Consider the following 21,974-nt stretch of genomic DNA (forward strand, 5'->3'; position numbering starts at 1 on the left):
CGAACACACACCGGCCGCCGGCCCCCACCGGCTTCTACCGCGCCGCGGCAGTGCGCTCCGCCGATCTGCGGCGGAGCTGGTCGAGCGCGCCGACAATCGCCGAGCACTCTCCCGACGGCAGCAACGGCAACCGGACGGTCGCACTCGATATCCGGCCCTGGGCATGCAGAACGGCCTTGATGACGGTGGGATTGGGCTCGGACATCAGCGCACACGCGGGAGCGACCAGCTGGTTCCCCAGAGCCCGCGCCTCCGCGAGGCTCCCGCTGCGCCACAACTGAAACAATTCGACGAACTCCCGTGTACACACGTTCGCCGTCGCCAGGATCGCTCCCGCCGCGCCCATCGCCAGCAAAGGCGCGACCAGGGCGTCTTCCCCCGCGAGCACCGCGAACGTATCCGCAGACCCGGCGAGCAGCCGGGCGGTGTCGGTGTCCACCGAGCCGACCGCCTGCTTGATGCCGACAATCCGTGGATGCTCCGACAGACTCAGGATCGACCGCCAGCCCAACTGCCGGCCGGTGCGGTACGGAACGTTGTACACAATCAGCGGGAGCGGGCTCCGCTGCGCAACATACTCGAAATGCGCCACCACCCCCGCCTCGGACGGACGGGTGTAGTACGGGACCACCACCAAAACAGCCGCAACATCGGCGCTCTCACCGAGCTCCTCGATCGCACGGACCGTGCCGACCGTGTCATTCGAACCCGCCCCCACCACCAAAGGGACACCGTGCTCCCGGCACACCCGACCGCAGATCCGCACCACCTCCCGACGTTCCCGCGGGCTCAGGGTGGACGACTCCGACGTCGTCCCCAACGCGACGACCCCGGCCGCCCCCTCCTCGATCACCTGGTGCGCAAGGCGTTCCAAGTCGACGGCGACGAGTTCACCACTGGCAGAAAAGGGCGTGATGACGGGGACGAAAATTCCTGACGGAGCGAAGGTCATGCACCCAGTCTCTCCGGCCATTCCATCAAAGATCCAGTTACTCTTTATGATGCCGCCCGTAAGCTGTTCTGATGCTCGACATTCGCAAGCTCAGACTTCTCCGCGAACTCGCCCACCGCGGCACCCTCGCCGCAGTGGCAGAAGCACTTTCGTACACCCCATCCGCGGTGTCGCAACAGATTTCCGCACTCGAACGCGAGGCCGGCCGCGCCCTCCTCACCCGCACCGGAGGCCGGGTCCATCTCACCCCGGCCGGGACTGTCCTCGTCGAACACACCGAGCAGGTGCTCGCCGACCTCGAACGAGCCGAAGCCGCACTCGCCGGCAGTGATGCACACCCGTCCGGACCCGTTCGCCTGGGCGCCTTCCCGAGCGCCCTGCGGCCGATCGTGCTCCCCGCACTCCGGGAAATCGGCCGCACCGCACCGAACGTGGCGGTGACGGTGACCGAGGTCGACCCCGCCGACGTGCCGGACCTGCTCCGCGGAGGCCATCTGGACATCGCTCTGGTGCACGAATACGACAACGTCCCCTCCACCATGGGGTCTGGCATCGACCTCGAACCACTCCTCGACGAACACGTGTACCTGGCGTCCACCCCGGCAACAGCAGCAGAAGACGCCGCGATCCGCAGCCACTCCCGCAGCCACTGGATCGTCGGCAACCCCGGCACCCTCTGCCACACCATGACCATCCGCAGCTGCCAATCCCACGGATTCGAACCGCACATCACCCACCACATCGACGACTACCCCACGACCCTGCACCTCGTCGCCGCCGGAGCCGGCGTGGCGCTGATCCCCCAACTCGGTGCAACCGACGCCCCCATCGACGTTGCACTCACCCCCCTCCCCATCGGCAGACGAACCCGGATCGCCTACCGCGACGGAAGTCGCTCCCACCCGGCATACGCCGCCGTCAGCGCCGAACTACACCACGCAACCCACCACCTCCACCAGCGTTCACGGGCGGGATAAGGAGCGCTGGCACCGGGGAAGGTGCCGGCGGCTTTCCTCTGGCCCCTCCACCCGCGCCGATCAAACATCGTCACCGGCGCGACCTCGGTGAAGCTGACGAACGGCGGGAGCAGATCAGGCCATGACCATCCCCACCCCAGCGGTCCCCAGCACGCCAACACACCCCTGCACGAGGTCGCCCTCACCGTTGTCGAGAACCGGATCGAGACCGTCAGGTCGGCAGCGGTATCAGTACACGCTTGTTGAATTTGGCCCGAAGCCCACGTCAGATGTGATCGGGACACCGGAGCACCGGGGTTGTGGCCCACCCGGAGTTGGTTAACCAGTGCAGCACCGAATCCGGAATGCCGCCGGTGGATGCGCTATCGGCGAGGGATCCGGTGAGGATGGGACCGTCGCCGCAGATCGAGCAGGCGACGTCAAAGGCCGAATCCGTGGGTTCGCAATGCCGACAGTGGTGTCGGCCGATCGGTGTGCCCTGACCATCCGGATCGGGATGCAACCAGTCCACCGCGAGGTCGACGCGCTGGTGCGCGGCCTCGGCGCGGGTCGTCGGTTCGTGCCCACACGTCGGACAGGCGCGGGAGGACCGCGTCGCCGGCACCGCTGCGGGTTCCGGTTCGGTCGGTGCGGGTGCACGCCGCGTGTTCAGATGCCCGTACACGGTGGTGCGCGGCACTTTCAGCATGGCGGCGATCTGCGCGACGGTGTGCTCACCGGCGGCGTAGAGGCGTTGCGCGAGTGCGATCTGGTCGCTGCTGAGCTTCGAGGGCCGGCCGCCCTTGCGGCCGCGGGCCCGGGCGGCAGCCAGGCCGTCGCGGGTGTTCGCGACGATGAGCTCGCGCTGGAATTCTGCCAGGACCGACAGCATCCCGAACATGGCGCGGCCCTCGGCGGTGGCGGTGTCGATGCCCTGCTCGAGCACCTGCAGGCCGATGCCGCGCTCGCGCAGGTCGGCGCCAAGGGTGATCAGGTGCAGCATCGACCGCCCCAGCCGGTCCAACCGGGTGATCACGAGGACGTCGCCCTCGCGGAGCCGCCGCAACACCAGATCCAGTTGCGGACGTGAGGCCTTCGCCCCGCCCGCGTGGTCGACGTGAATGTCCGCGGTAGCCACCCCGGCGCGGCGCAGCGCGTCGACCTGGTGGTCGGGGTTCTGGTCTGCGGTGGACACGCGTGCGTAGCCGATCAACATGTGTCGAAAATACTTCTTTCGGAGGTTTTTCGACATACTTTCTCGACACGAGTTGTCGACGCACTTTTGGTGGCGAAACCACTGCTCAGTGCGGGTGTCGAGAAATGATCGATTCTCGACAAGTTGTGGACAGGAGGGGCCGGCTCGTCGAGTCCGTGAGTGTGGACCGTTCTGCGGTGATCCCGGATCGGGATCAAACCCACAGCACTGCGATGTCAGCTGTGCTGGCGCGCGCTATGGGGCAAGTGCTCGTGGGCGGGCGGTGTGGCGTAGGCGTGAGCGGGGTTAGTCGCGGGAGAGTAGTGCTGCGAGCCGCGTTTCGGCGTCGAGGTAGGTTTCGTCGGCGACATCGAACGTTACGTGGGCGATCTCGCCTCCGGTGAAGTCGAATTTCGTTGTGTAGGCCCGGCTGACGGCGTCACCGCCGTCGTAGCCGATGCACAGTCCTTCACCACACAGGGAGAATTGGATGGGCATCGTCTTCATGGGACCCTCGGCGACCATGGTGTCGTTGATATAGAGCCTGGTGGTGCCGGTCGGCTCTTGATACGTACCGACACCCTGTTTGATGAATTCCATTCCGAGGATGTAAGTCCCGGGCGCGGGGGCATCGGCAACGAATTGTTGCTCATCACCGATGCCGAGGAAGTTGTAGGTGTAGACGAGCTTGCCGTCTTTGAGGAACATCGCGTGGCCACCGAACCGCGATCCCTGAGCGAAGATCACCCCCTGCGCGGCGGCGTCGGCGATGGTGACCTCGGCGAGGATCTTGAACGACCCGAGATGGGTGTTGGCGGCGGAGTGTTCGGGAACTTCGGAGGTACCTGGGTAGTAGGTGTAGGTTCCGGTTTTCGGTGTGGCCACGTGGTATTGGCGGGAGAAGAACTCCAGTACGCCGGGTCCGGTCATGGGATAGCTATTGAGGGGGAGCACATCGAAGCGTCCCGCCTCGGCGTACCACAGGGCCTTCATCTCTTCGACCTTGTCGGGGTGTCGGGCCGCGAGATCGTGTGCTTCCGAGCGGTCGGCGTCGGTGTGGAACAGCTGCCAGGTGTCGGTGCCGAAATCGCCTCGACCGCTCATCGGACCGTGCTCGGTGACTGCTTTCCATCCCTTGTGCCAGATTCCCCGCTGGCCGAACATCTCGTAGTACTGCGTGACCTTGCGCGTCGGTGTGTCCGGATCGGCGTCGAAGCTGTATTTCATCGATATCCCCGGCAGCGGAGTCTGCTCGGCACCGGCCACGAATTTCGGCATCGGGACGCCGCAGCAGTCGAGGATGGTCGGGACGATGTCGGTGCAGTGGTGGTACTGGTGGCGCACCTGTCCGCGGGCGGAGATGCCGGCCGGCCAGGAGATCACTAGGGGATCGGCGATCCCGCCCTGGTAGGTGTAGCGCTTGAACATCCGGTACGGCGTGGAGAACGCTGCCGCCCACCCCGTCGGGTAGTGGTTGTATGTGTCCGGGCTGCCCAGTTTGTCGAGCAGCGGCAGGTTGTCCTCCATTCGGTCGGGATAGGAGTTGAAGATCTTGTTCTCGTTGACCGAACCGTTGGGGCTGCCCTCACCCGAGGCACCGTTGTCGGCGCAGTAGAAGACGATCGTGTTGTCGAGTTGTCCGGACTTGTCCAGGTAGTCGATGATTCGCCCCACTTGGGCGTCGGTGTACTCGGAATACCCGGCGAACACCTCCGCCATCCGGCAGAACAGGGACTTCTCCTCCTCCGACAGCGAATCCCACGGGCGGACCAGGTCCCCGGGGGTGAAGGTGCCCTCCGGCATCGGATTGAGCGGGGTGAGTTCCGTTCCGTCGGGCAGGATCCCGCGCTCGATCATCCGCGGCAGCACCCACTCCCGATACGCCTCGTAGCCGTCGTCGAAGACGCCTTTGTACTTGTCGATGTAGTCCTGTGGAGCGTGGTGCGGTGCATGGTTGGCACCCGGGCAGAACCACAGGTACCACGGCTTGTCCGGTTCGGTCTGCTTGCTGTCGCGGATGAACTCCAGAGCCTTGTCGGCCAGATCCTTCGACAGGTGGTACCCGTCCTCAGGCTGATACGGCTGAGCTGTGTAGTGGTTGTCCTCGGCCAGATCCGGATACCACTGGTTGGTCTCTCCGCCGATGAATCCGTAGAACCGGTCGTACCCCATCCCCAGCGGCCAGTTCTTCTTCGATGCCCCCATCGTCCACTCGTCCACCGGCACGTTGTGGTTCTTCCCGACCCAGAACGTGCTCCAGCCGGCGTCACGGAGCACCGTCGCCATCGGCGCGTTCTCCGGCGGAATGTGCGAGCTGTAGCCGGGGAAGCCGAGCGCGGTCTCGGAGATCGACGCGAATCCGTTCTGGTGATGATTGCGGCCGGTCAAGAATGTCGACCGCGTCGGCGAACACAGCGCGGTGGTATGCCACTGGGTGTAGGTCAGCCCGTTTTGCGCGAGACGATCCATCGTCGGCATCTGCACGCGGCCACCGTACGGGGACCAGGCAGCACACCCGGTGTCGTCGTATAGCACGACGAGGACGTTCGGCGCTCCCTGCGGAGCCTTCTTCGCGAGAAATGCGCCCCAGTCCTCGGTCGAATCCTTGACGTCGAGATTGATCGTGCCCTTGAACTGATGACTCATCACCTTGTCCCCTCGACCGCAGGCAACCCACCCATGACGTGTCCCACCGGACGCGTACCTGCCACGTTTCCCTCCGCACATGAACCTCGAATCACCCGCCACGGGTGAACCGGGCAACGCATCACTCCCCACCTGCACGCCACGGTGACTTCACCTGGTGAGGGTGAGGTGTCGAAGGAAAGGCCGCTCAATGCTGGAGAGGGCACCCTGTGATGGGCCCGAGATACGACGATGGGGTGCGGGACATCTGCCAGGCGACGTCTCCGATCCGGTTGGAGGGTGTCATGAATCAACAGAATCGCCGGACCCACCTGGACATCGAGTCGGCGCCGGGACGTCACCCGGCGATGCGCATCGCGGTGGGTGACATTTGGCTGGTCGCGCTCCCCGTCAGTGCAGATCTGAACGGCCCTCCTCGGAGACGGAGCGCAGGAAGAGGCTTCGGCGGGGTGTGGGGTCGTTACGGTGGCAAGGCATTGCTGGCGGCCGGTAACTCCGACGGCGCGTGCCTGGTGGTGGTCGCGTCCGAACGTTCGGATTAGTGTGGCGGTCCTCGCACCGACTCTGGTCGGTTACCGGAAGCAGTGGTTGCGCGCCGATGTCGTCGCGGGCCTGAGCGCGGGTGCGGTAGTCGTACCGCAGGCGATGGCGTACGCGACGATCGCGAACATGCCGGTGCAGATCGGCCTCTACACGTGCATGGTTCCGGTGGTCGTCTACGCGTTACTCGGCGGGTCGCGGACCGCGAGCGTCACCACGACCTCGACGATCGCCACCCTGACCGCGTCCACCCTGGTCGGCGCGGGGATCGCTGCCGGCTCCGACGACGCCCAGTCCGCACTGATGACCCTAACCCTCCTCGTCGGTGTGATCCTGTTGTCGGCCAGAGCCTTCCGGCTCGGTGCCATCATCGAGAACATCAGTGAGGCCACGCTGTCCGGGATCAAGGCCGGCGTCGGGTTGACGGTGGCAGCGAGCCAGCTTCCGAAGCTTCTCGGGGTGGCGTCCGACCCGGACGCCACCGGGTTCCTCGCAGTCGTGAGGTCGGTGCTGCGGCAGCTCGGCGACACGGATCCGGCGACGGTCATCCTGTCGATCGCATCGATCGCGGCGCTGTACGCGATGGCGAAATTCGTACCGCGGGTGCCCGGGCCGCTGGTCGTCGCCGCCGCCGGAATTCTTCTGGTCGCGTTCGCCGGCATCGACGATCGCGGAGTGGCACTGATTCCGGAGGTGCCGCGCGGGATTCCCGTTCCCGGTATCCCACCGCTCGCCGAGGTCGCCGCCCTGCTCCCGGGGGCGCTGGCAATCGCGGTCATGGCGTTCCTCGAGACGGTATCCGTCGCACGCGGGGTGCGCCGGGAGAACGAACCGCCGATCGACAGCGACCGCGAACTGCTCGCCAACGGCGCCGCATCCGTCGCCGGCGCCTTCTTCCACACGCTGCCGCCGGCGGGCGGTTTCTCGCAGACCGCGGTCGCGGTGCGGGCGGGTGGGCGCACACAGCTGGCGGGGCTGGTGACCGCGGCACTGGCCGTGCTCGTCGCCCTGTTCTTCGCCCCGGTGCTCAGCGATCTCCCACAGGCGACCCTCGGCGCGATGGTGGTCGTAGCCACGCTCGGCCTAGTCGACCTCCAGGCCTTCGTCCGGTTCTGGAAGATCGATCGCACCGAATTCTGGGTGGCGCTGGCGACGGCACTGGTCGGCCTCGGGGCCGGGCTCCTGCCCGCGGTCGCGGTCGGAGTGGCGTTCACGCTGTATCTCGTGCTCCGCGAGTTGAACCGACCACACGTGGTGCAACTGCAAAAGGATGCGCACGGGCAATGGCGGGCAGGGGACGAGGACGCCCCGACGGCGCCCGCCGACCCGCTGGTGCTGCGAGTGAACGTCGGCCTCTACACGGCGAACGTACGGGCGAACACGATCGCCATCCGTCAGCGCCTCGGCGTGGTCGAGGGCGGCGACCCGACGGTAGTTCCTCGCACCCTGATCCTCGACTGTTCACGACTGCAGAAGCTCTCGGTCACCGTCATGCGCAACTTCCTCGACCTCGACCGGGAACTGTCCGACGCCGGGGTGAGCACGTACTACGCGGAACTGCCGCCCTCGAACCTCGACACCGTGCGACGCACCGGACAGGGAACGTCATTCGAGGCGCAGGGCCGAATCTTCGCCACGATCGACGAGGCCGTCGCGGCGGCACACCCGTGATGCGTTCGGTCAGGTCGACGCGAGCCACGCCTGGGTTTGTTACTCGGCGATGGAGACGAGTCGGTTGTCACCGAGGTCGATGCCGACGAGATGGCTGTTGAAAACGGCAGGCACCTGTGCGCTCTTGGCCTCGGGGTGCGGCATTTCCCTCACGGTACAGAAACGACTTACGGGCGCCCGAGCGAGCCACTCCGCCCAATTTACATGTAACTCCGAGTGCACTACACTTCGGCAAAACCATTCACCCATGCATGGTTCGTTGATGTGGGACCGACGCGAGGAGTAAACCCATGGCAGACGCAGCTTTCGGCGCCGGCGTCACCGCGCCGATGCCTGAGTACCGATGACCCGCCACCCCGAGACGATCACGATCCGGACCCCGGAGCTGACGTTCGGCGCACTGACTTGGGGACCGAACGACGGCCCGCTCGCCCTTCTCCTTCACGGCTTTCCGGATTCGGCCGGTACCTGGCGCCACCTCGGGCCGCAGCTCGCCGACCGGGGATGGCGGGTGGTCGCCCCGTACAACCGTGGATACGCCCCCACCGAGGTCCCGGCCGACGACAGTTACCAGCTGGGCGGGCTCATCGGGGACGTCACCGACCTGCACGACGCGCTCGGCGGCGACGACCGGGCGGTCGTGGTCGGGCACGACTGGGGTGCGGCGATCGCGAGCGGGGTCGCGCACCGCGCCCCGGACCGATTCGCGGCGGTCGTGCTGCTGGCGGTGCCCCCGTTGCCCGCGGTACGCGCGGTGTTCTGGCCGCCGCGGCCACGCAACGCCCCCTTGATCTTCCGCCAGTTGCCGCGCAGCTGGTACATGGCCGCCGCACAGATTCCGGGACTCCCCCGCCGCTTCGGGGAACGACTGATCCGCATCCTGTGGCGGCTGTGGGCGCCGGGATACGACCACCGGTCCGATCTGACGGCCGCACTCGCGGCGATACCCGACGCCGATCATCGCCGGGCCGTGTTCGCGTATTACCGCGCCCTGTGGAATCCGTTCTACCGCATCGGCAAGTACGCCGAGGAGCAACGGTCCGCGTTCGGCCGGGCACGGGTGCGCACCCTGTACCTGCACGGCGCGACGGACACCTGCGGGGTGGTCGACCTCGGAGCGCGGGCCGGCGCCGTCCTGCCCGCCGGCAGTCGCACCCACATCGTGCCCGCGACCGGGCACTTCCTCCACCTCGAAGACCCCGACACCGTGGGCGCACTCGTCACCGACTTCATCGGCACCGCGCCTCTCGACACCAGGAGCACCCATGGCCTTCGCCTCTAGGAAATCCAGCCCACCGGTCGACGTGATCGACCCCGGCCCGATTGCCCTGCGCGCCAGGCACGTCGAGTTCGACCTGTCTGCCAGCCCGCTCCACTGGATCCCCGGGCACCCCGTCGCCTCCCACGCGGTCAGCGCCTACCATCTGCTGTTCCCGGAGGTGGAGCGGTTCTTCATCACCGCTTTCGAGGAGGCACTCCCCCTCGTCGAGGACGACCGGCTGCGCGAAGACATCCTCGGATTCATCGGACAGGAGTCCATTCACGCCGACGCCCACGACCGTGCCATCCGCGACTTCCTGCTCACCCACGGGATCGACGCCACACCCGTTGTCGCCCAGACACAGTGGATCCTGCGGAAGTCGATGGGACCACGCGCGCTGGCCGACCCCACCGCGCAACGGCAATACCTGATCGAGCGCCTGGCGATCGTCGCGGCACTGGAGAACGTCACCGCGTTCCTCGGCCACTACGCACTGAACAACACGTGGGACGAGTTCGGCGCCGACCCGAACCTCACCGACCTGCTGCGCTGGCACGGGGCGGAGGAGATGGAACACCGCAACGTCGCCCATGACGTCGCGCTGTATTTCGACCCCTCGTACCGGCGTCGGCTGCGTGCCATGGCGGTCACGGTGCCGGTCACCGTGCTGCTGTCGGCACGGTGCATGTGGTTCCTGATCACCTCCGACCCACGCGCCCCGCGCTCGCGGCTGAGGACCGTCCGCGACATCCTGCGCGGCGGCCGACTGGGCCTGCTACCGACCTGGCGGGAGGTCCTGGGCGCGATGACCGGATACCTCCGTCCGTCCTACACCCCCGAACAGACCGGGTCCATGAGCCAGGCGCTGGCGTACCTCGCGCAGATCGACACCCGGACGGTGACGCCGTGACGCGCCTGCCCACCGGCATCCGACACCACCGCGAGGATCGGCTGGTGAAGGCGATCGATCGACTCTCGGACCGGTATGTGCAACTCCTGCACCGCATCCCCGTCCCGGACCGTCGCGCGCCCGCAACGCCGACCGTCGTCCCCGTCGTGGTGACCGACCGCACGGTCGTCACCGCGGACGGCGACGTCGTCAGCCTGCGCCTCGAACCGACAGCGGGCCAACGGCTTCCGGCCTGGTATCCCGGTGCCCACCTCGACCTGACGCTGCCGTCGGGGCGGGTCCGCCAATACTCGCTGTGCGGGGACCCCGCCGACCCGAGCCATTACCGCATCGCGGTCCGGCGCATCCCCGACGGCGGTGGGTCCCAGGAAATCCGCGACGGTGTCCGGGTCGGCACCGAGCTGCGCACCCGCCCACCCCGCAACGCCTTCCCCCTCGCCCTCGGCGGTCACACCTTCCGGCCCCGCGCGGTCCGGTTCGTCGCCGGTGGCATCGGCATCACACCGATCCTGCCGATGGTCACCGCCGCCGACCGGCTCGGCGTCGAGTGGTCGCTGCTCTACACCGGCCGCACCCGCGACTCACTCGCGTTCCTCGATCGGCTTACCGACTTCGGCAACCGGGTGCGGGTGCGCTGCGACGAGGACGACGGCATCCCCTCCGCCGCCGACCTCCTCGGCGACCTCCCGGACTCGTCCAGCGTCTACTGCTGCGGTCCGGCCCCGATGATCGAGTCGCTGCGCACCGTCCTCGCCCCGCGCCGCACGATCGGGCTGCACTACGAACGATTCTCACCCCCACCGATCGTCGACGGCGCCCCGTTCGAGGTTCAACTGGCCGACGGCACCGTGCTCGACGTCCCCGCCGATCGCAGCGCCCTCGACGTGCTCCGGGAAGTGCGCCGCGACGTCACCTACTCGTGCCGGCAGGGCTTCTGCGGCAGTTGCCGCGTCCGGGTGGTCGCCGGGACCCCGGATCACCGCGGCCGGGCACTGTCGGACCGGGACCTCGAAGAGGGAGCGTTTCTACCCTGTGTGTCCCGCAGCGCCGCCGGTCGGCTCGTCCTCGACCTCTGACCGGTCGCCGTCGGGCCGGCGCAGGGTGGTGTCGAACAACTCGGCCCACCGGGCGACCACCCCGGCGCGTCGTGCGGCGTCGTCGCCGAGGAAACTCGCCAGGCCCAGTCCCCGCGCCGAATCCAGGAACGCCTGAATCGTCGTCCGCACCGCCTCGTCACGCGGATCGACACCGAGCAACTCGGCGGCGGCGAAGAACGCTTGCCTGCCCATCTGTTCCTCCATCGCCGCGACCTTCGGCCGCAGCACGGGATCGGCCGACGCGGCGACGCACAACTGCAGCGTGGCCCCGAACAGTGGTCCCAGATGCAGCTCGACGAAACCCTCCACCACCGCCCGGGTTCGCCCCGTACCGGTAGGGAATGTTGCCGCGCGGCTACGTAATTCGACCAACCGCGTCTGTGCGACATGCTCGATCGCGGCCTCGAACAACCCGTTCCGGTCACCGAAGTAGTGCTGGACCGTGCCCCGGCTCACCCCGGCCCGGTCGGTGACCACCGTGACCGTCGTGTCGCGCCACCCCAGCTCGGCCAGACACTGCACCGCCGCGTCGAGCAGCTTCAACCGCGTCGCCACGCCCCGCTCCTGCTGCGGGTCACGCGCCCTGCCGGTACTCGTCGTCACACCGAGCCACTCTGCACGCGGACGACCGTCCGATCAAGCCGTCCGTTCAGCCCCGGTCGCGTTGGCCCGCGGCGGACTGTGCACGTGCGGCCGACGACGGTGTCGGCCCGAGTGTGGCGAGTGCGCCCGCGGTGAGCATCACGATGCCCTCGACGGTGTGGACGACGTTGCCGAAAGTGTCGACGGCCATCATGCCCAGCACGTGATAGCCGCCGGTGAAACCGAGTGCGGCGACGATCAGGTAGAACGGCCCGCACAGCCGCAGATAGGTCACTGCGCGCACACGGCGGGTCGCGAGGACGAGCCCGGCCAGGCCGGTGAGTAGATGGAACAAGGCATGCCAGCCGTTCACCGTGACCGGGATGAACCCGAGGAAATCAATGGTGCACGAGTGCATCGACCCGCCGAACGCCATGTCCGGGTAGATGCCGAAGGCAATCACCCCGTTCGCGGTGAACCACGCCCCGAACAAAAACGCCACGAACTGCACAGGGGTGTCGAAGACCGCGTGAACATATCGCAGCGCCCCGGCACGAAAAGGAACGAACAGCACGTCACGACCGCCTCTCGGGTTGCGCCCGGAACAATTCCACCCGGGAGCGAGCAGCGATCGTCATAGCTGGATGCCTTTCCATATATGTAACTATTAGTTACATATACTGTCATTCATCGGCGAGGGTGGCAAGACCTTGACGAATCAGACACCACGACCCGAACGCCACAATCCGAGGACGTGCCGGGTATCAACACAGTTCGATGAACACGACGCGATGAATCCCTCGCCATCTCGAAGCGATCGCGACACACACCTCGAACACGAGTCCGCAGTCCACGTCAGGGGTGTGGATCTCGCAGTGCCGCAGTCGTGGCCGGGTTCTGGCCTGCGCTGGACACGCGGTGCAGGGCCGTGCGGCATGTGTCGACAATGCCCCTGAAGGAGGGTTTTTCGACACGCGTTGTCGAGGCGATGGTGCGAAGCTCAGCCGGGTCCTCGTGTGTCGCCCGATCCGGGATCGGGTATGCGGCCGCCCGTTCCTGGTTCTCCGGACAGATCACCCTCCTGCTTCTTCATCGCCGCCGCGAGCGCGCGCGTCCGCTCGGTGGCTTTCTCGTTCACGCTTCGCTCTCGGGTCGGGGGCGGTGCCGCGCCGAGAACGCTCACGGCGGTCCACACCAGCGTCCCGACCAACCCGAGTCCGATTGCGGCGCCAGGACCTGGACGCAGAACCGGCAGGTCGTCCCTCATGTTCAATGCGGCAGGACAGCTGTCAGGATGCGTGATCTCAAAGGATCGATTCTCGTCCAGCCGGGAGACTGGAAGGTCCTCAATCCGCTCAATTCGGACTCCCTGTCCGGCTACCCGAGCATCTGGCCGTCGGCGTCGGCGAGTTTGCCGCGCAGGTCCGCCAGGGTCTTGGTCAGTAGCCGGGACACCGTCATCTGCGAGACTCCCACCCGCGCGGCGATCTGCGACTGGGTCATGTCGCCGAAGAAGCGCAGGACGAGGACGGTCCGCTCGAGGTCGGGAAGGGATCTCAGGAGGGGCTCGAGGATCACGTGGTCCTCGACGTGGGCGAGGGACGGGTCGAGTTCGCCGATCGTCTCCGACAACGGACGCTCGTTCTCGCCGAGCGGGAAGTCGACCGACAGGGTGCTGTAGGCGTCGGAGACCCGGAGTCCCTGCGCCACGTCGTCTTTGTCGATTCCCAGAGTCTCCGCCAATTCGCTTGCGGTGGGCGCCCGTCCGAGGGTGGTGGTGAGTTCGGTGGTCGCTTTGGCGAGGCAGAGGTGCAGTTCCTGCATGCTGCGCGGCACCCGCATGGTCCAGCCGGTGTCCCGGAAGTGGCGGCGCACCTCGCCGGTGATCGTCGGCACGGCGTACGACAGGAAGCTCGTCCCGCACCGGCCGTCGAACCGGTCGATCGCTTTGACCAGGCCGAGCCGGGCCACCTGGATCAGGTCGTCGAGCGGTTCTCCCCGGCCGTGGAACCGCCGGGCGATGTGCTCGGCGAGCGGCAGGCACCGCTCGATCAGCCGCTGCCGCAGTACTCCGCGGCGGGGGTCGGTGGCCGCGAGCTTGCCGAGGGCCGCACATTGCGTGGGCACGTCCCGGTAGTGGTCCGGCTCGCGACGTCCGGTGTTCGGTCGCGGCTGCCGTCGTTCTTCTCGCGGCGGGGCGGCGACGGGCTTCGGGCGATGCGGCGGCTTCGACTGCGTGGGGATGGCTCGGATGTCGAGCGAGGGTTCGACGAGCGGGATGGTCGCAGTCATGGCTCTACCCTTCTCGGATCGGCCGTCATCGGCTAGAGGCGCCGCTATTCGACGAGCGCGGGGGACGTGTCGGTGGCCTCGTCGGCGAACATCGCCTCGATCCGGGCCTTGATCTCCTCGGTGCTCATCGTTGCTCCGCCTCGCGCGGCAGTGCCGGTGGTGGAGGTGTGGGATGCGAAGTGGGCGGGCATGAACGCGATGTCCTGTCGTGAAGGGGGAATGGTCGCGGGAGCGTGGGCCGATCAGGTCGGCAGGGACGAGAGCAGGGTCAACGCGCTCAGGGCCAGCGTGGCGATCAGGCCACCGGCGATCGCTCCGCCGCTGCCGGCGCCGAGAACGAGGACGTCGCCGTCGTGGGGAGTGGTCTGCAGGTCGTGGGTGGACATCTGTTCTCCTTCGTGCGAGCTCGGCGTGAGAACTAATCTGCGTTGGCGAATATAGATTTGTTCTACAGAGGTCGGGCGGGAAGTTCAAGCCGAATCGGCAAGATTGTGGGTCTGGCCCGAAGCGTCGACTCGAATCGAGTGCCGGACCACAGGAAGAGTGACGGCGGAGGGTACGGCGGTGCGCGCATTCCAGGAGAGAACCTGCGCCCCCCGCGCCACATTGTGTCCCCCACACCTTGCTAAGGTTGATGCGCCCTGAGAAGAAGGGAGTCCCGGTGACGTCTTCCCCGATGCTGCTTCGTTCGCAGCGAGGTGTGTACGGGATCTCGGTCACGTCGGAGCTGACCGGTATCGGACCGCAAACGCTGCGCCTGTACGAGCGGCGCGGGTTGATCACGCCCACCCGGACGGGCGGCGGAACCCGCCGCTACAGCGAGGACGATGTTGCGCGCCTCCAGAAGATCACCGAACTCGTCGCCGCCGGAGTCAATCTCCTCGGCATCGGCCAGATCCTCCGGCTCGAAGCCGAGAACGCGGCCCTGGCGGCGCGCAACGCCGAACTCGAGGAACTCGTCCGATCCGAAGTCCCGGACCGCGCCTGAGCGGCGCAGTCCCGGTTATCTCGCGGACTGGTCGTCGGCGGGTGTGAACTCGTCGAACGAGACGTCGGCCGACTGCCACTTACCCTGGGCCCGAACGTCGGCGAACGCGAGGTCGAATGCGTCGACCAGCCACCCGTGCCCGGCGGTGGCCAGCAATTCGTCGGACGTGCCGTCCGTACCGCCCTGGAACAGGCTGACCCGCCACTCGGACGCGTCCTCGGCGCTGTCGTCGAGTCCGTCGGCGGCGTTGGATGCGAGAAGGTACCGGTTGAACTCGAAGTCCACCCGGATCGCATAGCCCGCACCGGTGTTGACCACATTCGCCGGCCGTTGGGTGGCCGCGGCGAGCGCGGTCAGCGCGTCGCGGTACCGGTCGGTGTGTTCCTGCGTGCGGGGCACCGTCTTCTCGTCTCTCGCGCAGAGGCCGTGGCGATGGGAGGCCACGACACCTCCACGAACCCGGCCCGGGGCGGCGTTCGTGTTCGGTTCGGATCCGAGATTACGTCACGCGCACGTTCCCGCCGCCGCAGACCAGGCATGAGGGGCGCGAGCCGCAAAATCTATATCTGTCGTTGCAGATTCATTTCGTTCATGTGATACCAGCAGAAGGGAGCCCGTTGTGACCATCGATGCGGCCGCCACAGTGCTCAATGCGAAGCTGCGCGGAATCGTGCGTGATGATGAGTGGATGCGGACGAAGTTTCACGATCAGCTCGACGCACTGTTCGACCAGCTCACCGCGATGTGCCGGCTGGCCGGTGACGCCGTCACGACGGCCACCGACGCCCTCAGCGCGGCCGACCTGACCCTGGCCGAGAAGGTCTTCGGCCTCAACGAGCGGATCGGCGCCCTGCGCGGGCCGTGTGAGGACCAGGCGATGGCCCTGCTGGCGTTGCAGGCGCCCGTCGCCCGGGATCTGCGGCAGGTCGTCACCGGCGTGTTCCTGGTGTCGGACCTGAGCCGAATGGGTGATCTCGCCGAACACATCGCCGACAGCGTGCGCCGGAGACACCCCCACTATGTAGCGCAGGACCGGACGCAGCATCTTCTCATCTCCATGGGACGCCTCGCCGGCGTACTCGCCACCGCCGCCGCCCTGGTGCTGCAGACCCGCGACCCGGCCCTGGCTCTCGCGCTCGATGTCACCGACAACGGCCTCGATGACCTCCATCGCGACGTTCTCACGTTGATCCAGGAACCGGGCTGGGGCGGCAGCACCATCGAGGCCGTCGACGCTACCCTGCTGGGCCGCTTCTTCGAACGTTTCGGCGACCACTGCGTCGAGGTCGGCCGGCGGGTCATCTTCCTCGCGACCGGACAACAGCTGCCCCAGTAGGTCCGCCAGGCGACGCTGCGCCGAACCTGCCGGCAGAGCGACGGTGGCAGCAGGGTTCGACTCTGTCGTCGTCGATCGGCGGCTCGTGGTGGCGGCACGGACTTTTGGTGGTCCACCCCCCGGGCTTCGAGGCCGTCTCGCCGCTGATCGAGCGGCGCCACCCCGAACGTCGCGCTTCCCGAGCACACTGACAGCCTCCGATCTCCGCGGGAGCCGACCGTCTGGTCTGGTTGCGCGGTTGACGCGGGCCCGCCCGGGTATCCCCCTGGTGCGGGGTGCATCACGACGCCTGCCGGGCTCGCTCGTGCACTGCGGGGTGTGTGCCGACGGGGTCGGTGACGAGGGCGGACGCGGGTCGAAGGCCAGGAAAATTGCAGAAGCGGGCGGAAATCACCGGTGAGGCGCTGCTCTTCGCGGCGGCGACGGAATTCATCCGTGTCGGTTACGCGCATGCCCGGCTGGACACCATTGTCACCGGTGCGAATGTCAGCAGGGGCGCGTTGTACGACCATTTCGGTTCCAAGGACGAACTCGCCCGCGCGGTCATCGAGGCGGGCAGCACCCGTTTCCGGATCGCGTGCAGACCCCTTCTCCAGGCACCGGTTCCGGCGTTCGACGCGCTGATCGGCATCTCGTGTCTGTTGCTCGATCCGGCCGTCACCGACGTCACGTTTCAGGCGACGTTCCACCTGCTCACCGAACACCCGGACCGTCCCGGCGGCAACCCGACCCTGCTGGCCACCTGGTTATCCGACTACCGCGAACTCGCCCGCCGCGCCCTCGCCGAGGGCGATCTGCGCGCCGAGGACCCCGACACCATCGCGTCGCTGCTGGTGGACACCTTCGTCGGGGTTTACCTGCTGTCCGCCGTCACCGGCCGGGTCGATGATCTGCCCGCCCGTCTGACCGGGGCCTGGGGACTGCTGCTGCCCGGCCTGGTCGAGCCCACGAGACTCGACCACTTCCGGCGCCTCGTCACCCGGCACGTGGCGCGGGCTCGCGGCCGCGGCCCGGCATCACCGCTGTCGGCATCACCGTGTAGCCCACGCCAGCCGAACAACGGAAAGCGGCCGGCCCCGCTGACCCGCCCGCGCCGACAGGGCGAGCCGCCGACGGTCATGCACCACTAGGGTTCTCCACCACGTCTTTGAACCGTTTCATGTCGTCCTTGACGCGATGGTCGAGGACACCGACGCGGCCGGCGACGAACTCGGTGAAGGTGGCGGGGTCGATGTCCATGTCGGCGGTCCCGTCGAGGCAAACCTGGCGTGGACGAGCAGGCCGCCGGATCGTGTCCGGCGACGGCCCTGGTGGCCGCCGTCACCGAGAGCGGGTTTCCGCAGTTCGAGAGGAAGGCTTGGTCGGTCCGGGCCGCGTCGACCCTCCGTGGTTCCGGCGCACTGTTCCGGAGTGCCGACGATCGGGTAGCCGCGACGGTTGGTGGCGGAGCATTTCGATCAGCAGTACAAGGAACGGTTCGGCGAGTCACCGTCGGACACGATGCGTCGCTGACCGGACGATATCGGGGCGCGCACTCTCCACGCCGCTCCTCGGCGCGGTGCGGAATGGCTCGGTGTCCGGGACAGGTAGCGGTTCCTCGCCCCTCGCTCGTCGAGACCCCGCGATGTGAGCACATTCGCGCAAAAGGGGATGCCCGGGCGCATGGTCCCCGGAACCCCGGGGACCGATATCGGGTGGCGGGTATCCGCTGGCAGCGCGTGAGGCATCAGTTTTTCCTGGTTGCGGCACGACTGAAGTCAGCGAACCGGGCCAGGTACAGGCGCGACGAAGCGGGTATCCGGTACGCAGGCCGATCCACGCGAGGGAGGACACACCATGCCGCGGTCATCGATCAAGGACGAAAAGGTGTACCAGGAAGTACGGAAGGATGGTGCGTCGAAGGAGAAGGCGGCGCGGATCGCGAATACGGCCGCCAAGCGGGGCCGGTCCGGTACCGGCCGCAAGGGCGGTAAGTCCTCGTCGTACGAGGACTGGACCGTCGACGAGTTGAAGAAGAAGGCGAAAGAGGTCGGCCTGTCGGGGTATTCCTCCAAGAGGAAGGGTGAACTGATCGACGCGCTGCGCAACCACTGAGTCAGCATCCGCAGCAGCGCCCATCGCCCCTACCGGCAGCACCACCTCAGCCTCCCGGACCCGTCCGCGGTCCAGAGCATGCCGCCGTCCGTGAGGAACCGGATGCGGCAGGTGACCCGCCGCCACCGTGACCTGTGCGGAGGCGCGAGCATGCGAATCCGGCCCGGTTCAGGCTCGACACCACGCCACCCGGTCTCCGCAGGAAGGCGACGGAGTAATCCCGGACGGTAAGCCGGACACATCCGGCCATGACGGGCGCCCGCCCGGCACCTCGGTGCAGTGGCTTCACGCTGTTGCCGTTCACGTCACCACGGAAGATTCGGAGATTGAACCGGTTGCTGCGCAATGCCTCTCGGTCCGAGCCCGCTTGTTGTGGGTGTGCGCGCCACCCGCAATGCCTCGAGCGCATGATCTTCACCTCCACCGTCGCCGTCCTCATATCCCTTCTGCCTCGCGGCGCCGACTGGTTTCCGGACGGTCAGGGGACAGATTCGTCCCGATGCGGTAGCGGTGGGAGGTTCACTCCCGCCGGGTGAGGCGCGGGCGTGTCGGTTCGGCCAGTGTGGACAGCGCCGACGAACACGCACCGCCGACCGTCCTTCATGAACATGGGTAGCTGCTGTCGCCGGCGGGAGACTCGACCGGACAAGGAGCCCACCATGACGTCGTGGACCGGGCCGACAATGTCAGGTATGCGTTCCGGATCGGCGGTGTCCTCTCGGAGAAGATCGTGGCGGCCTTTCCCGAACTGCAGGTCGGCGATCGGACCACCGGGGAGACCACCACCCTGTACGGGCGGATCGACAGTCCCACCGACCTGCGCGGCATGCTCGCCCGGTTCGACGCCCTCGGGCTGACCGTCCTCGAGATGCGGCGACTGAACTGACCTCACCCCATATCCTTCGGCACGGCGGACATCGCCGGTCCGGCGACGCCATCGCGTCCATCCCGTTCGACGGCGGTTTCGCGGGTCGGTGCAGGCCTCACGCATCGTGTCGATGCCCCCGCGGGCGGCGTGAATCGGGGCACAGGTCCAGATGCTCACCGGGTGGGGACATCCGGTGGGTCGGGCAGATCGAGGCCGAGGACGTAGTCGAGCCATATCAGGGTGTCGGTGAGGAGTTCCGCGCGCCAGTACGGGTCGGGATGAGCGGTGGCGGCGGCGAGTTGCCGTCGCCCCTCGGCGGTGTACTCGGCCAGAAACGCCGACATGATCGAGAGCACCCACCTTCCGGACGCCGGTAACGCGTCCAGATCGACGGTGCTGCCGTCCTGCCCCCGCACCTCCAGAATGAACATCTCCCCCGGACCGACCGCGCCGAGACGCGCGAGCACCACCTCGACGATCGACCGGACGACCCATTCCAGCACGGTCGCATACGACGGCGAGGTATCGCCGGCGCCCGGGCTGGGCCGGGTGCACAACAGGGAGATTTCGCGGGAGAGGTGGTCGATGTCGCGGTCGGCGGCCAGTCGCAGCAACCTGCCCCCCATCGTGGCCGTGGCCCCGTCGGCGCCGCTTGTGCCCATAACTATCGGATTCCCCGCGACCCTGCACAGCACACCGGGTATCGGTGCCCCGCGCTGCAGCCAGACCTCTCGCGAACCGCCACCCACTCGGTGCCGGACGAGGCCGCCCCGCCGCGCGCGACCGACACGTTGCCGGACCCCACGGTCGCGCGTGACCCGGTCACGGAAATCGGCGTCTTCCTGTTCGACGAGGTCAGCCCTGCCCGTCCGGCTTCTGTGTCACCACGAAGTCATACGCCGCGAGCGGTCCGAGCAGCTTCATCTCCACCCGGCCGTCCCAGTTCTCGGCGAGTTGCCCGACGGCCTTCTCGAGCTCGTCCTGACGCTCGACGTCGGCGAGCACCGCCACCTGCACCGCCTCCACCTCGTGCGTGGGGTCGCGCATGTTGACGGACTCGACGAGATCCTCGAGCGCCTCGAGTGTCTTGCGGGTGTCCTCGTCGCGTTTGGCGACGATCGCGTTGCTCACCAGCTCACCCAGGGCCATCCGCGCGTCCCGGCCGGCGTCCTCCGACTTGTCGCGGATCGCGTCCCGCAGTTGCGCGGCCTGGTCGCTCTCGTCGATGATCTCCCGCAGAATCGCCTTCTCCACGTACCGACCCTTGACGACGTACTGGGCCTTACCCTCCAATTGCTCGAGGGCGGACGCGAACTCGTCCGCATGCGCCGACAACAGTTCCTCCTTCACAGCGTCGGCGTCGCTGAGCACCGCACCGAACCGCAGCGGCAGCACCGGCGCCACCCGGGCCGTCCCGTCCAGCACGTCCGCATGGGCCTGCAGGTCCTCGGGTGTGCCGAGGGCGCGGTCGACCGACAGTTCACTGACCAGCGCCGCGATCTCACCCTGCGCGACCACGCTCACCGTGCCGTCCGCGACGCCGGTCGCGTCCTGTTCGGGTTCGAGGTCTGCGGGGACGATGCCGTAGACGTACACCCCGGTGGTCTTCTTCTTCTCCCCCGCACCTGCCTTGTCGGCCTTCTCCGATGCGGCCATCACCTGTCACCTCGAGTCGACTTGCGCGACACTCGTTCCCGTTCCGGTTCTTCCTCTTCGTCGTCGCCGCCGAGGAGGCCGCCGAGCTTGTCCCCCGCCGCTTCGAGTGCCCCCTTCGTCTTGTGCTCCGAGCCGCCCGAGACGATTTCGGACAACCCCTTCGGTTCACTACCGATCTCCAGCCGGTTCACCGCCTCCGCGAACCGCAGGTAGGTGTCGACGCTCGCGACGACGACGCGGGCGTCGATGGTCAGCAATTCGATGCCGACCAGCGAGACCCGCACGTACGCGTCGATCACGAGGCCCTTGTCGAGGATGGTGTCGATGACGTCGGCGAGACTGCTCGAGCTGGGTCCACCTGCCGTAGTCATGCCGATGCTCCTCTCCTGCGCCGCGCAGGTGCCTTCTTCGTCGCGGCCCCGGTCGACTTCGTCCCGCTACGGGTCGACTTCGCGGCGGTCCGCGTCGACTTTGCCGCGCCCCGAGTCGACTTTGCCGCGCCCCGAGTCGACTTCGCGGCCCCGGTGGACTTCGCCGCGCCCCGAGTCGACTTCGCGGCCCCGGTGGACTTCGCCGCGCCCCGGGTCGACTTCGTGGCCCCGGTGGACTTCGACGCGGTCCGGGTGCGCTTTGCCGGAGTCCGAGTCGACTTCACGGCGGCCTTCTTCGCGGCGGCCTTACGGGGACGACGCCGAGGTGGTTCGGGCTCCTCCTCCGCCTCGTCGGGTTCCTCGCCGCTCTCGCCCTCATCGGTCTCGTCGCTGGATTCTTCGCTCTCGCCCTCGTCCTCCGGTTCTTCGTCCTCGGGTTGTTCGTCCTCGTACTCGGCGGTGTCTTCGCTCTCGCCCTCGTCCTCCGGTTCTTCGTCCTCGGGTTGTTCGTCCTCGTACTCGGCGGTGTCTTCGCTCTCGCCCTCGTCCTCCGGTTCAT

The 21,974-nt window shown here is 67.4% G+C and carries 24 protein-coding genes and 1 pseudogene; 11 read left to right on the forward strand and 14 right to left on the reverse strand.

Annotated elements, in window-relative coordinates:
* Nucleotides 1-34 precede the first annotated feature (34 nt).
* Nucleotides 35-952, reverse strand: a complete 918-nt coding sequence (gene dapA, locus ACFTWF_RS23555) for a 4-hydroxy-tetrahydrodipicolinate synthase (RefSeq protein WP_378463581.1) — start codon at nucleotides 950-952, stop codon at nucleotides 35-37.
* Nucleotides 953-1,023: 71 nt separating this feature from the next.
* Between dapA and ACFTWF_RS23560 the strand changes: the two genes are divergently transcribed.
* On the forward strand, nucleotides 1,024-1,929 hold the full coding sequence (locus ACFTWF_RS23560) for a LysR substrate-binding domain-containing protein (RefSeq protein ID WP_378463582.1): 906 nt from the start codon (nucleotides 1,024-1,026) through the stop codon (nucleotides 1,927-1,929).
* Nucleotides 1,930-2,194: 265 nt separating this feature from the next.
* Here ACFTWF_RS23560 and ACFTWF_RS23565 read toward each other — a convergent pair whose 3' ends face one another.
* Complete coding sequence (locus ACFTWF_RS23565; RefSeq protein ID WP_378463583.1) at nucleotides 2,195-3,124, reverse strand: recombinase family protein; 930 nt, start codon at nucleotides 3,122-3,124, stop codon at nucleotides 2,195-2,197.
* 285 nt (nucleotides 3,125-3,409) lie between these two features.
* A complete protein-coding gene (locus ACFTWF_RS23570; RefSeq protein ID WP_378463584.1) occupies nucleotides 3,410-5,749 on the reverse strand; it encodes an arylsulfatase in 2,340 nt (779 codons plus the stop codon).
* Between the two features lie 284 nt (nucleotides 5,750-6,033).
* On the opposite strand from ACFTWF_RS23570, the gene ACFTWF_RS23575 reads away from it, so the two are divergent.
* From ACFTWF_RS23575 to ACFTWF_RS23595, 5 genes are all read left to right on the forward strand, one after another.
* Nucleotides 6,034-6,291, forward strand: a complete 258-nt coding sequence (locus ACFTWF_RS23575) for a hypothetical protein (protein WP_378463585.1) — start codon at nucleotides 6,034-6,036, stop codon at nucleotides 6,289-6,291.
* A 1-nt stretch (nucleotide 6,292) separates the two neighbouring features.
* On the forward strand, nucleotides 6,293-7,960 hold the full coding sequence (locus ACFTWF_RS23580) for a SulP family inorganic anion transporter (RefSeq protein ID WP_378463586.1): 1,668 nt from the start codon (nucleotides 6,293-6,295) through the stop codon (nucleotides 7,958-7,960).
* A gap of 343 nt (nucleotides 7,961-8,303) precedes the next feature.
* Nucleotides 8,304-9,242, forward strand: coding sequence for an alpha/beta fold hydrolase (locus ACFTWF_RS23585; protein WP_378463587.1), 939 nt, complete (start codon nucleotides 8,304-8,306; stop codon nucleotides 9,240-9,242).
* Nucleotides 9,226-10,131, forward strand: coding sequence for a metal-dependent hydrolase (locus tag ACFTWF_RS23590; RefSeq protein WP_378463588.1), 906 nt, complete (start codon nucleotides 9,226-9,228; stop codon nucleotides 10,129-10,131). Before ACFTWF_RS23585 ends, ACFTWF_RS23590 begins: the two co-directional genes overlap by 17 nt.
* Nucleotides 10,128-11,207 (forward strand): PDR/VanB family oxidoreductase, encoded by a 1,080-nt coding sequence (locus ACFTWF_RS23595; RefSeq protein WP_378463589.1) that lies wholly within the window; start codon nucleotides 10,128-10,130, stop codon nucleotides 11,205-11,207. Before ACFTWF_RS23590 ends, ACFTWF_RS23595 begins: the two co-directional genes overlap by 4 nt.
* Here the strand turns inward: ACFTWF_RS23595 and ACFTWF_RS23600 are convergent.
* The 5 genes from ACFTWF_RS23600 to ACFTWF_RS23620 form a co-directional block, all read right to left on the reverse strand.
* Complete coding sequence (locus ACFTWF_RS23600; protein ID WP_378463590.1) at nucleotides 11,157-11,783, reverse strand: TetR/AcrR family transcriptional regulator; 627 nt, start codon at nucleotides 11,781-11,783, stop codon at nucleotides 11,157-11,159. The genes ACFTWF_RS23595 and ACFTWF_RS23600 overlap by 51 nt on opposite strands.
* A gap of 94 nt (nucleotides 11,784-11,877) precedes the next feature.
* Entirely contained in the window at nucleotides 11,878-12,384 is a 507-nt protein-coding gene (locus ACFTWF_RS23605) for a DUF4383 domain-containing protein (protein WP_378463591.1), read from the reverse strand.
* Between the two features lie 803 nt (nucleotides 12,385-13,187).
* Nucleotides 13,188-14,102 (reverse strand): SigB/SigF/SigG family RNA polymerase sigma factor, encoded by a 915-nt coding sequence (locus tag ACFTWF_RS23610; protein ID WP_378463592.1) that lies wholly within the window; start codon nucleotides 14,100-14,102, stop codon nucleotides 13,188-13,190.
* Nucleotides 14,103-14,146: 44 nt separating this feature from the next.
* Nucleotides 14,147-14,293: a hypothetical protein gene (locus tag ACFTWF_RS23615; protein ID WP_378463593.1), complete on the reverse strand. Its 147-nt coding sequence runs from the start codon at nucleotides 14,291-14,293 to the stop codon at nucleotides 14,147-14,149.
* A 51-nt stretch (nucleotides 14,294-14,344) separates the two neighbouring features.
* Entirely contained in the window at nucleotides 14,345-14,488 is a 144-nt protein-coding gene (locus ACFTWF_RS23620; RefSeq protein WP_378463594.1) for a hypothetical protein, read from the reverse strand.
* 275 nt (nucleotides 14,489-14,763) lie between these two features.
* Between ACFTWF_RS23620 and ACFTWF_RS23625 the strand changes: the two genes are divergently transcribed.
* On the forward strand, nucleotides 14,764-15,090 hold the full coding sequence (locus ACFTWF_RS23625) for a MerR family transcriptional regulator (RefSeq protein WP_378463595.1): 327 nt from the start codon (nucleotides 14,764-14,766) through the stop codon (nucleotides 15,088-15,090).
* A gap of 15 nt (nucleotides 15,091-15,105) precedes the next feature.
* Here the strand turns inward: ACFTWF_RS23625 and ACFTWF_RS23630 are convergent, their stop codons facing one another.
* Nucleotides 15,106-15,489, reverse strand: a complete 384-nt coding sequence (locus tag ACFTWF_RS23630) for a hypothetical protein (RefSeq protein WP_378463615.1) — start codon at nucleotides 15,487-15,489, stop codon at nucleotides 15,106-15,108.
* A 289-nt stretch (nucleotides 15,490-15,778) separates the two neighbouring features.
* Between ACFTWF_RS23630 and phoU the strand changes: the two genes are divergently transcribed.
* Entirely contained in the window at nucleotides 15,779-16,426 is a 648-nt protein-coding gene (gene phoU, locus ACFTWF_RS23635) for a phosphate signaling complex protein PhoU (protein ID WP_378463616.1), read from the forward strand.
* 371 nt (nucleotides 16,427-16,797) lie between these two features.
* A complete protein-coding gene (locus ACFTWF_RS23640) occupies nucleotides 16,798-17,556 on the forward strand; it encodes a TetR family transcriptional regulator (RefSeq protein WP_378463596.1) in 759 nt (252 codons plus the stop codon).
* Here ACFTWF_RS23640 and ACFTWF_RS23645 read toward each other — a convergent pair.
* A complete protein-coding gene (locus ACFTWF_RS23645) occupies nucleotides 17,543-17,665 on the reverse strand; it encodes a hypothetical protein (protein WP_378463597.1) in 123 nt (40 codons plus the stop codon). The two genes, ACFTWF_RS23640 and ACFTWF_RS23645, sit on opposite strands and share 14 nt — an antisense overlap.
* 597 nt (nucleotides 17,666-18,262) lie before the next feature.
* Here ACFTWF_RS23645 and ACFTWF_RS23650 point away from each other — a divergent pair.
* Both ACFTWF_RS23650 and ACFTWF_RS23655 read left to right on the forward strand, forming a co-directional pair.
* Nucleotides 18,263-18,520: a Rho termination factor N-terminal domain-containing protein gene (locus tag ACFTWF_RS23650; protein WP_378463598.1), complete on the forward strand. Its 258-nt coding sequence runs from the start codon at nucleotides 18,263-18,265 to the stop codon at nucleotides 18,518-18,520.
* A gap of 667 nt (nucleotides 18,521-19,187) precedes the next feature.
* Nucleotides 19,188-19,406 (forward strand): hypothetical protein, encoded by a 219-nt coding sequence (locus ACFTWF_RS23655; RefSeq protein WP_378463599.1) that lies wholly within the window; start codon nucleotides 19,188-19,190, stop codon nucleotides 19,404-19,406.
* A 155-nt stretch (nucleotides 19,407-19,561) separates the two neighbouring features.
* Here the strand turns inward: ACFTWF_RS23655 and ACFTWF_RS23660 are convergent, their stop codons facing one another.
* The 4 genes and pseudogenes from ACFTWF_RS23660 to ACFTWF_RS23675 all read right to left on the reverse strand — a co-directional run.
* Nucleotides 19,562-20,050: a hypothetical protein gene (locus ACFTWF_RS23660; RefSeq protein WP_378463600.1), complete on the reverse strand. Its 489-nt coding sequence runs from the start codon at nucleotides 20,048-20,050 to the stop codon at nucleotides 19,562-19,564.
* 193 nt (nucleotides 20,051-20,243) lie between these two features.
* Nucleotides 20,244-21,044, reverse strand: coding sequence for a GvpL/GvpF family gas vesicle protein (locus ACFTWF_RS23665; RefSeq protein ID WP_378463601.1), 801 nt, complete (start codon nucleotides 21,042-21,044; stop codon nucleotides 20,244-20,246).
* Complete coding sequence (gene gvpJ, locus ACFTWF_RS23670; protein ID WP_378463602.1) at nucleotides 21,044-21,415, reverse strand: gas vesicle protein GvpJ; 372 nt, start codon at nucleotides 21,413-21,415, stop codon at nucleotides 21,044-21,046. The genes ACFTWF_RS23665 and gvpJ overlap by 1 nt, the downstream gene beginning before the upstream one ends.
* Nucleotides 21,412-21,974: pseudogene (locus ACFTWF_RS23675) on the reverse strand (hypothetical protein); the annotation flags it as partial. The pseudogene ACFTWF_RS23675 and the gene gvpJ, both read right to left, overlap by 4 nt.

The sequence above is a fragment of the Rhodococcus sp. NPDC056960 genome (assembly GCF_042674125.1).
GTDB lineage: Bacteria > Actinomycetota > Actinomycetes > Mycobacteriales > Mycobacteriaceae > Rhodococcus_F.

Bases quoted from the DNA above. Each gene is read 5' to 3' on its own strand.
- dapA (WP_378463581.1), bottom strand. From the start codon at position 952: ATGACCTTCGCTCCGTCAGGAATTTTCGTCCCCGTCATCACGCCCTTT.
- ACFTWF_RS23560 (WP_378463582.1), top strand. From the start codon at position 1,024: ATGCTCGACATTCGCAAGCTCAGACTTCTCCGCGAACTCGCCCACCGC.
- ACFTWF_RS23565 (WP_378463583.1), bottom strand. From the start codon at position 3,124: ATGTTGATCGGCTACGCACGCGTGTCCACCGCAGACCAGAACCCCGAC.
- ACFTWF_RS23570 (WP_378463584.1), bottom strand. From the start codon at position 5,749: ATGAGTCATCAGTTCAAGGGCACGATCAATCTCGACGTCAAGGATTCG.
- ACFTWF_RS23575 (WP_378463585.1), top strand. From the start codon at position 6,034: ATGAATCAACAGAATCGCCGGACCCACCTGGACATCGAGTCGGCGCCG.
- ACFTWF_RS23585 (WP_378463587.1), top strand. From the start codon at position 8,304: ATGACCCGCCACCCCGAGACGATCACGATCCGGACCCCGGAGCTGACG.
- ACFTWF_RS23590 (WP_378463588.1), top strand. From the start codon at position 9,226: ATGGCCTTCGCCTCTAGGAAATCCAGCCCACCGGTCGACGTGATCGAC.
- ACFTWF_RS23610 (WP_378463592.1), bottom strand. From the start codon at position 14,102: ATGACTGCGACCATCCCGCTCGTCGAACCCTCGCTCGACATCCGAGCC.
- ACFTWF_RS23615 (WP_378463593.1), bottom strand. From the start codon at position 14,293: ATGCCCGCCCACTTCGCATCCCACACCTCCACCACCGGCACTGCCGCG.
- ACFTWF_RS23620 (WP_378463594.1), bottom strand. From the start codon at position 14,488: ATGTCCACCCACGACCTGCAGACCACTCCCCACGACGGCGACGTCCTC.
- phoU (WP_378463616.1), top strand. From the start codon at position 15,779: ATGCGGACGAAGTTTCACGATCAGCTCGACGCACTGTTCGACCAGCTC.
- ACFTWF_RS23645 (WP_378463597.1), bottom strand. From the start codon at position 17,665: ATGGACATCGACCCCGCCACCTTCACCGAGTTCGTCGCCGGCCGCGTC.
- ACFTWF_RS23650 (WP_378463598.1), top strand. From the start codon at position 18,263: ATGCCGCGGTCATCGATCAAGGACGAAAAGGTGTACCAGGAAGTACGG.
- ACFTWF_RS23660 (WP_378463600.1), bottom strand. From the start codon at position 20,050: ATGGGCACAAGCGGCGCCGACGGGGCCACGGCCACGATGGGGGGCAGG.
- ACFTWF_RS23665 (WP_378463601.1), bottom strand. From the start codon at position 21,044: ATGGCCGCATCGGAGAAGGCCGACAAGGCAGGTGCGGGGGAGAAGAAG.
- gvpJ (WP_378463602.1), bottom strand. From the start codon at position 21,415: ATGACTACGGCAGGTGGACCCAGCTCGAGCAGTCTCGCCGACGTCATC.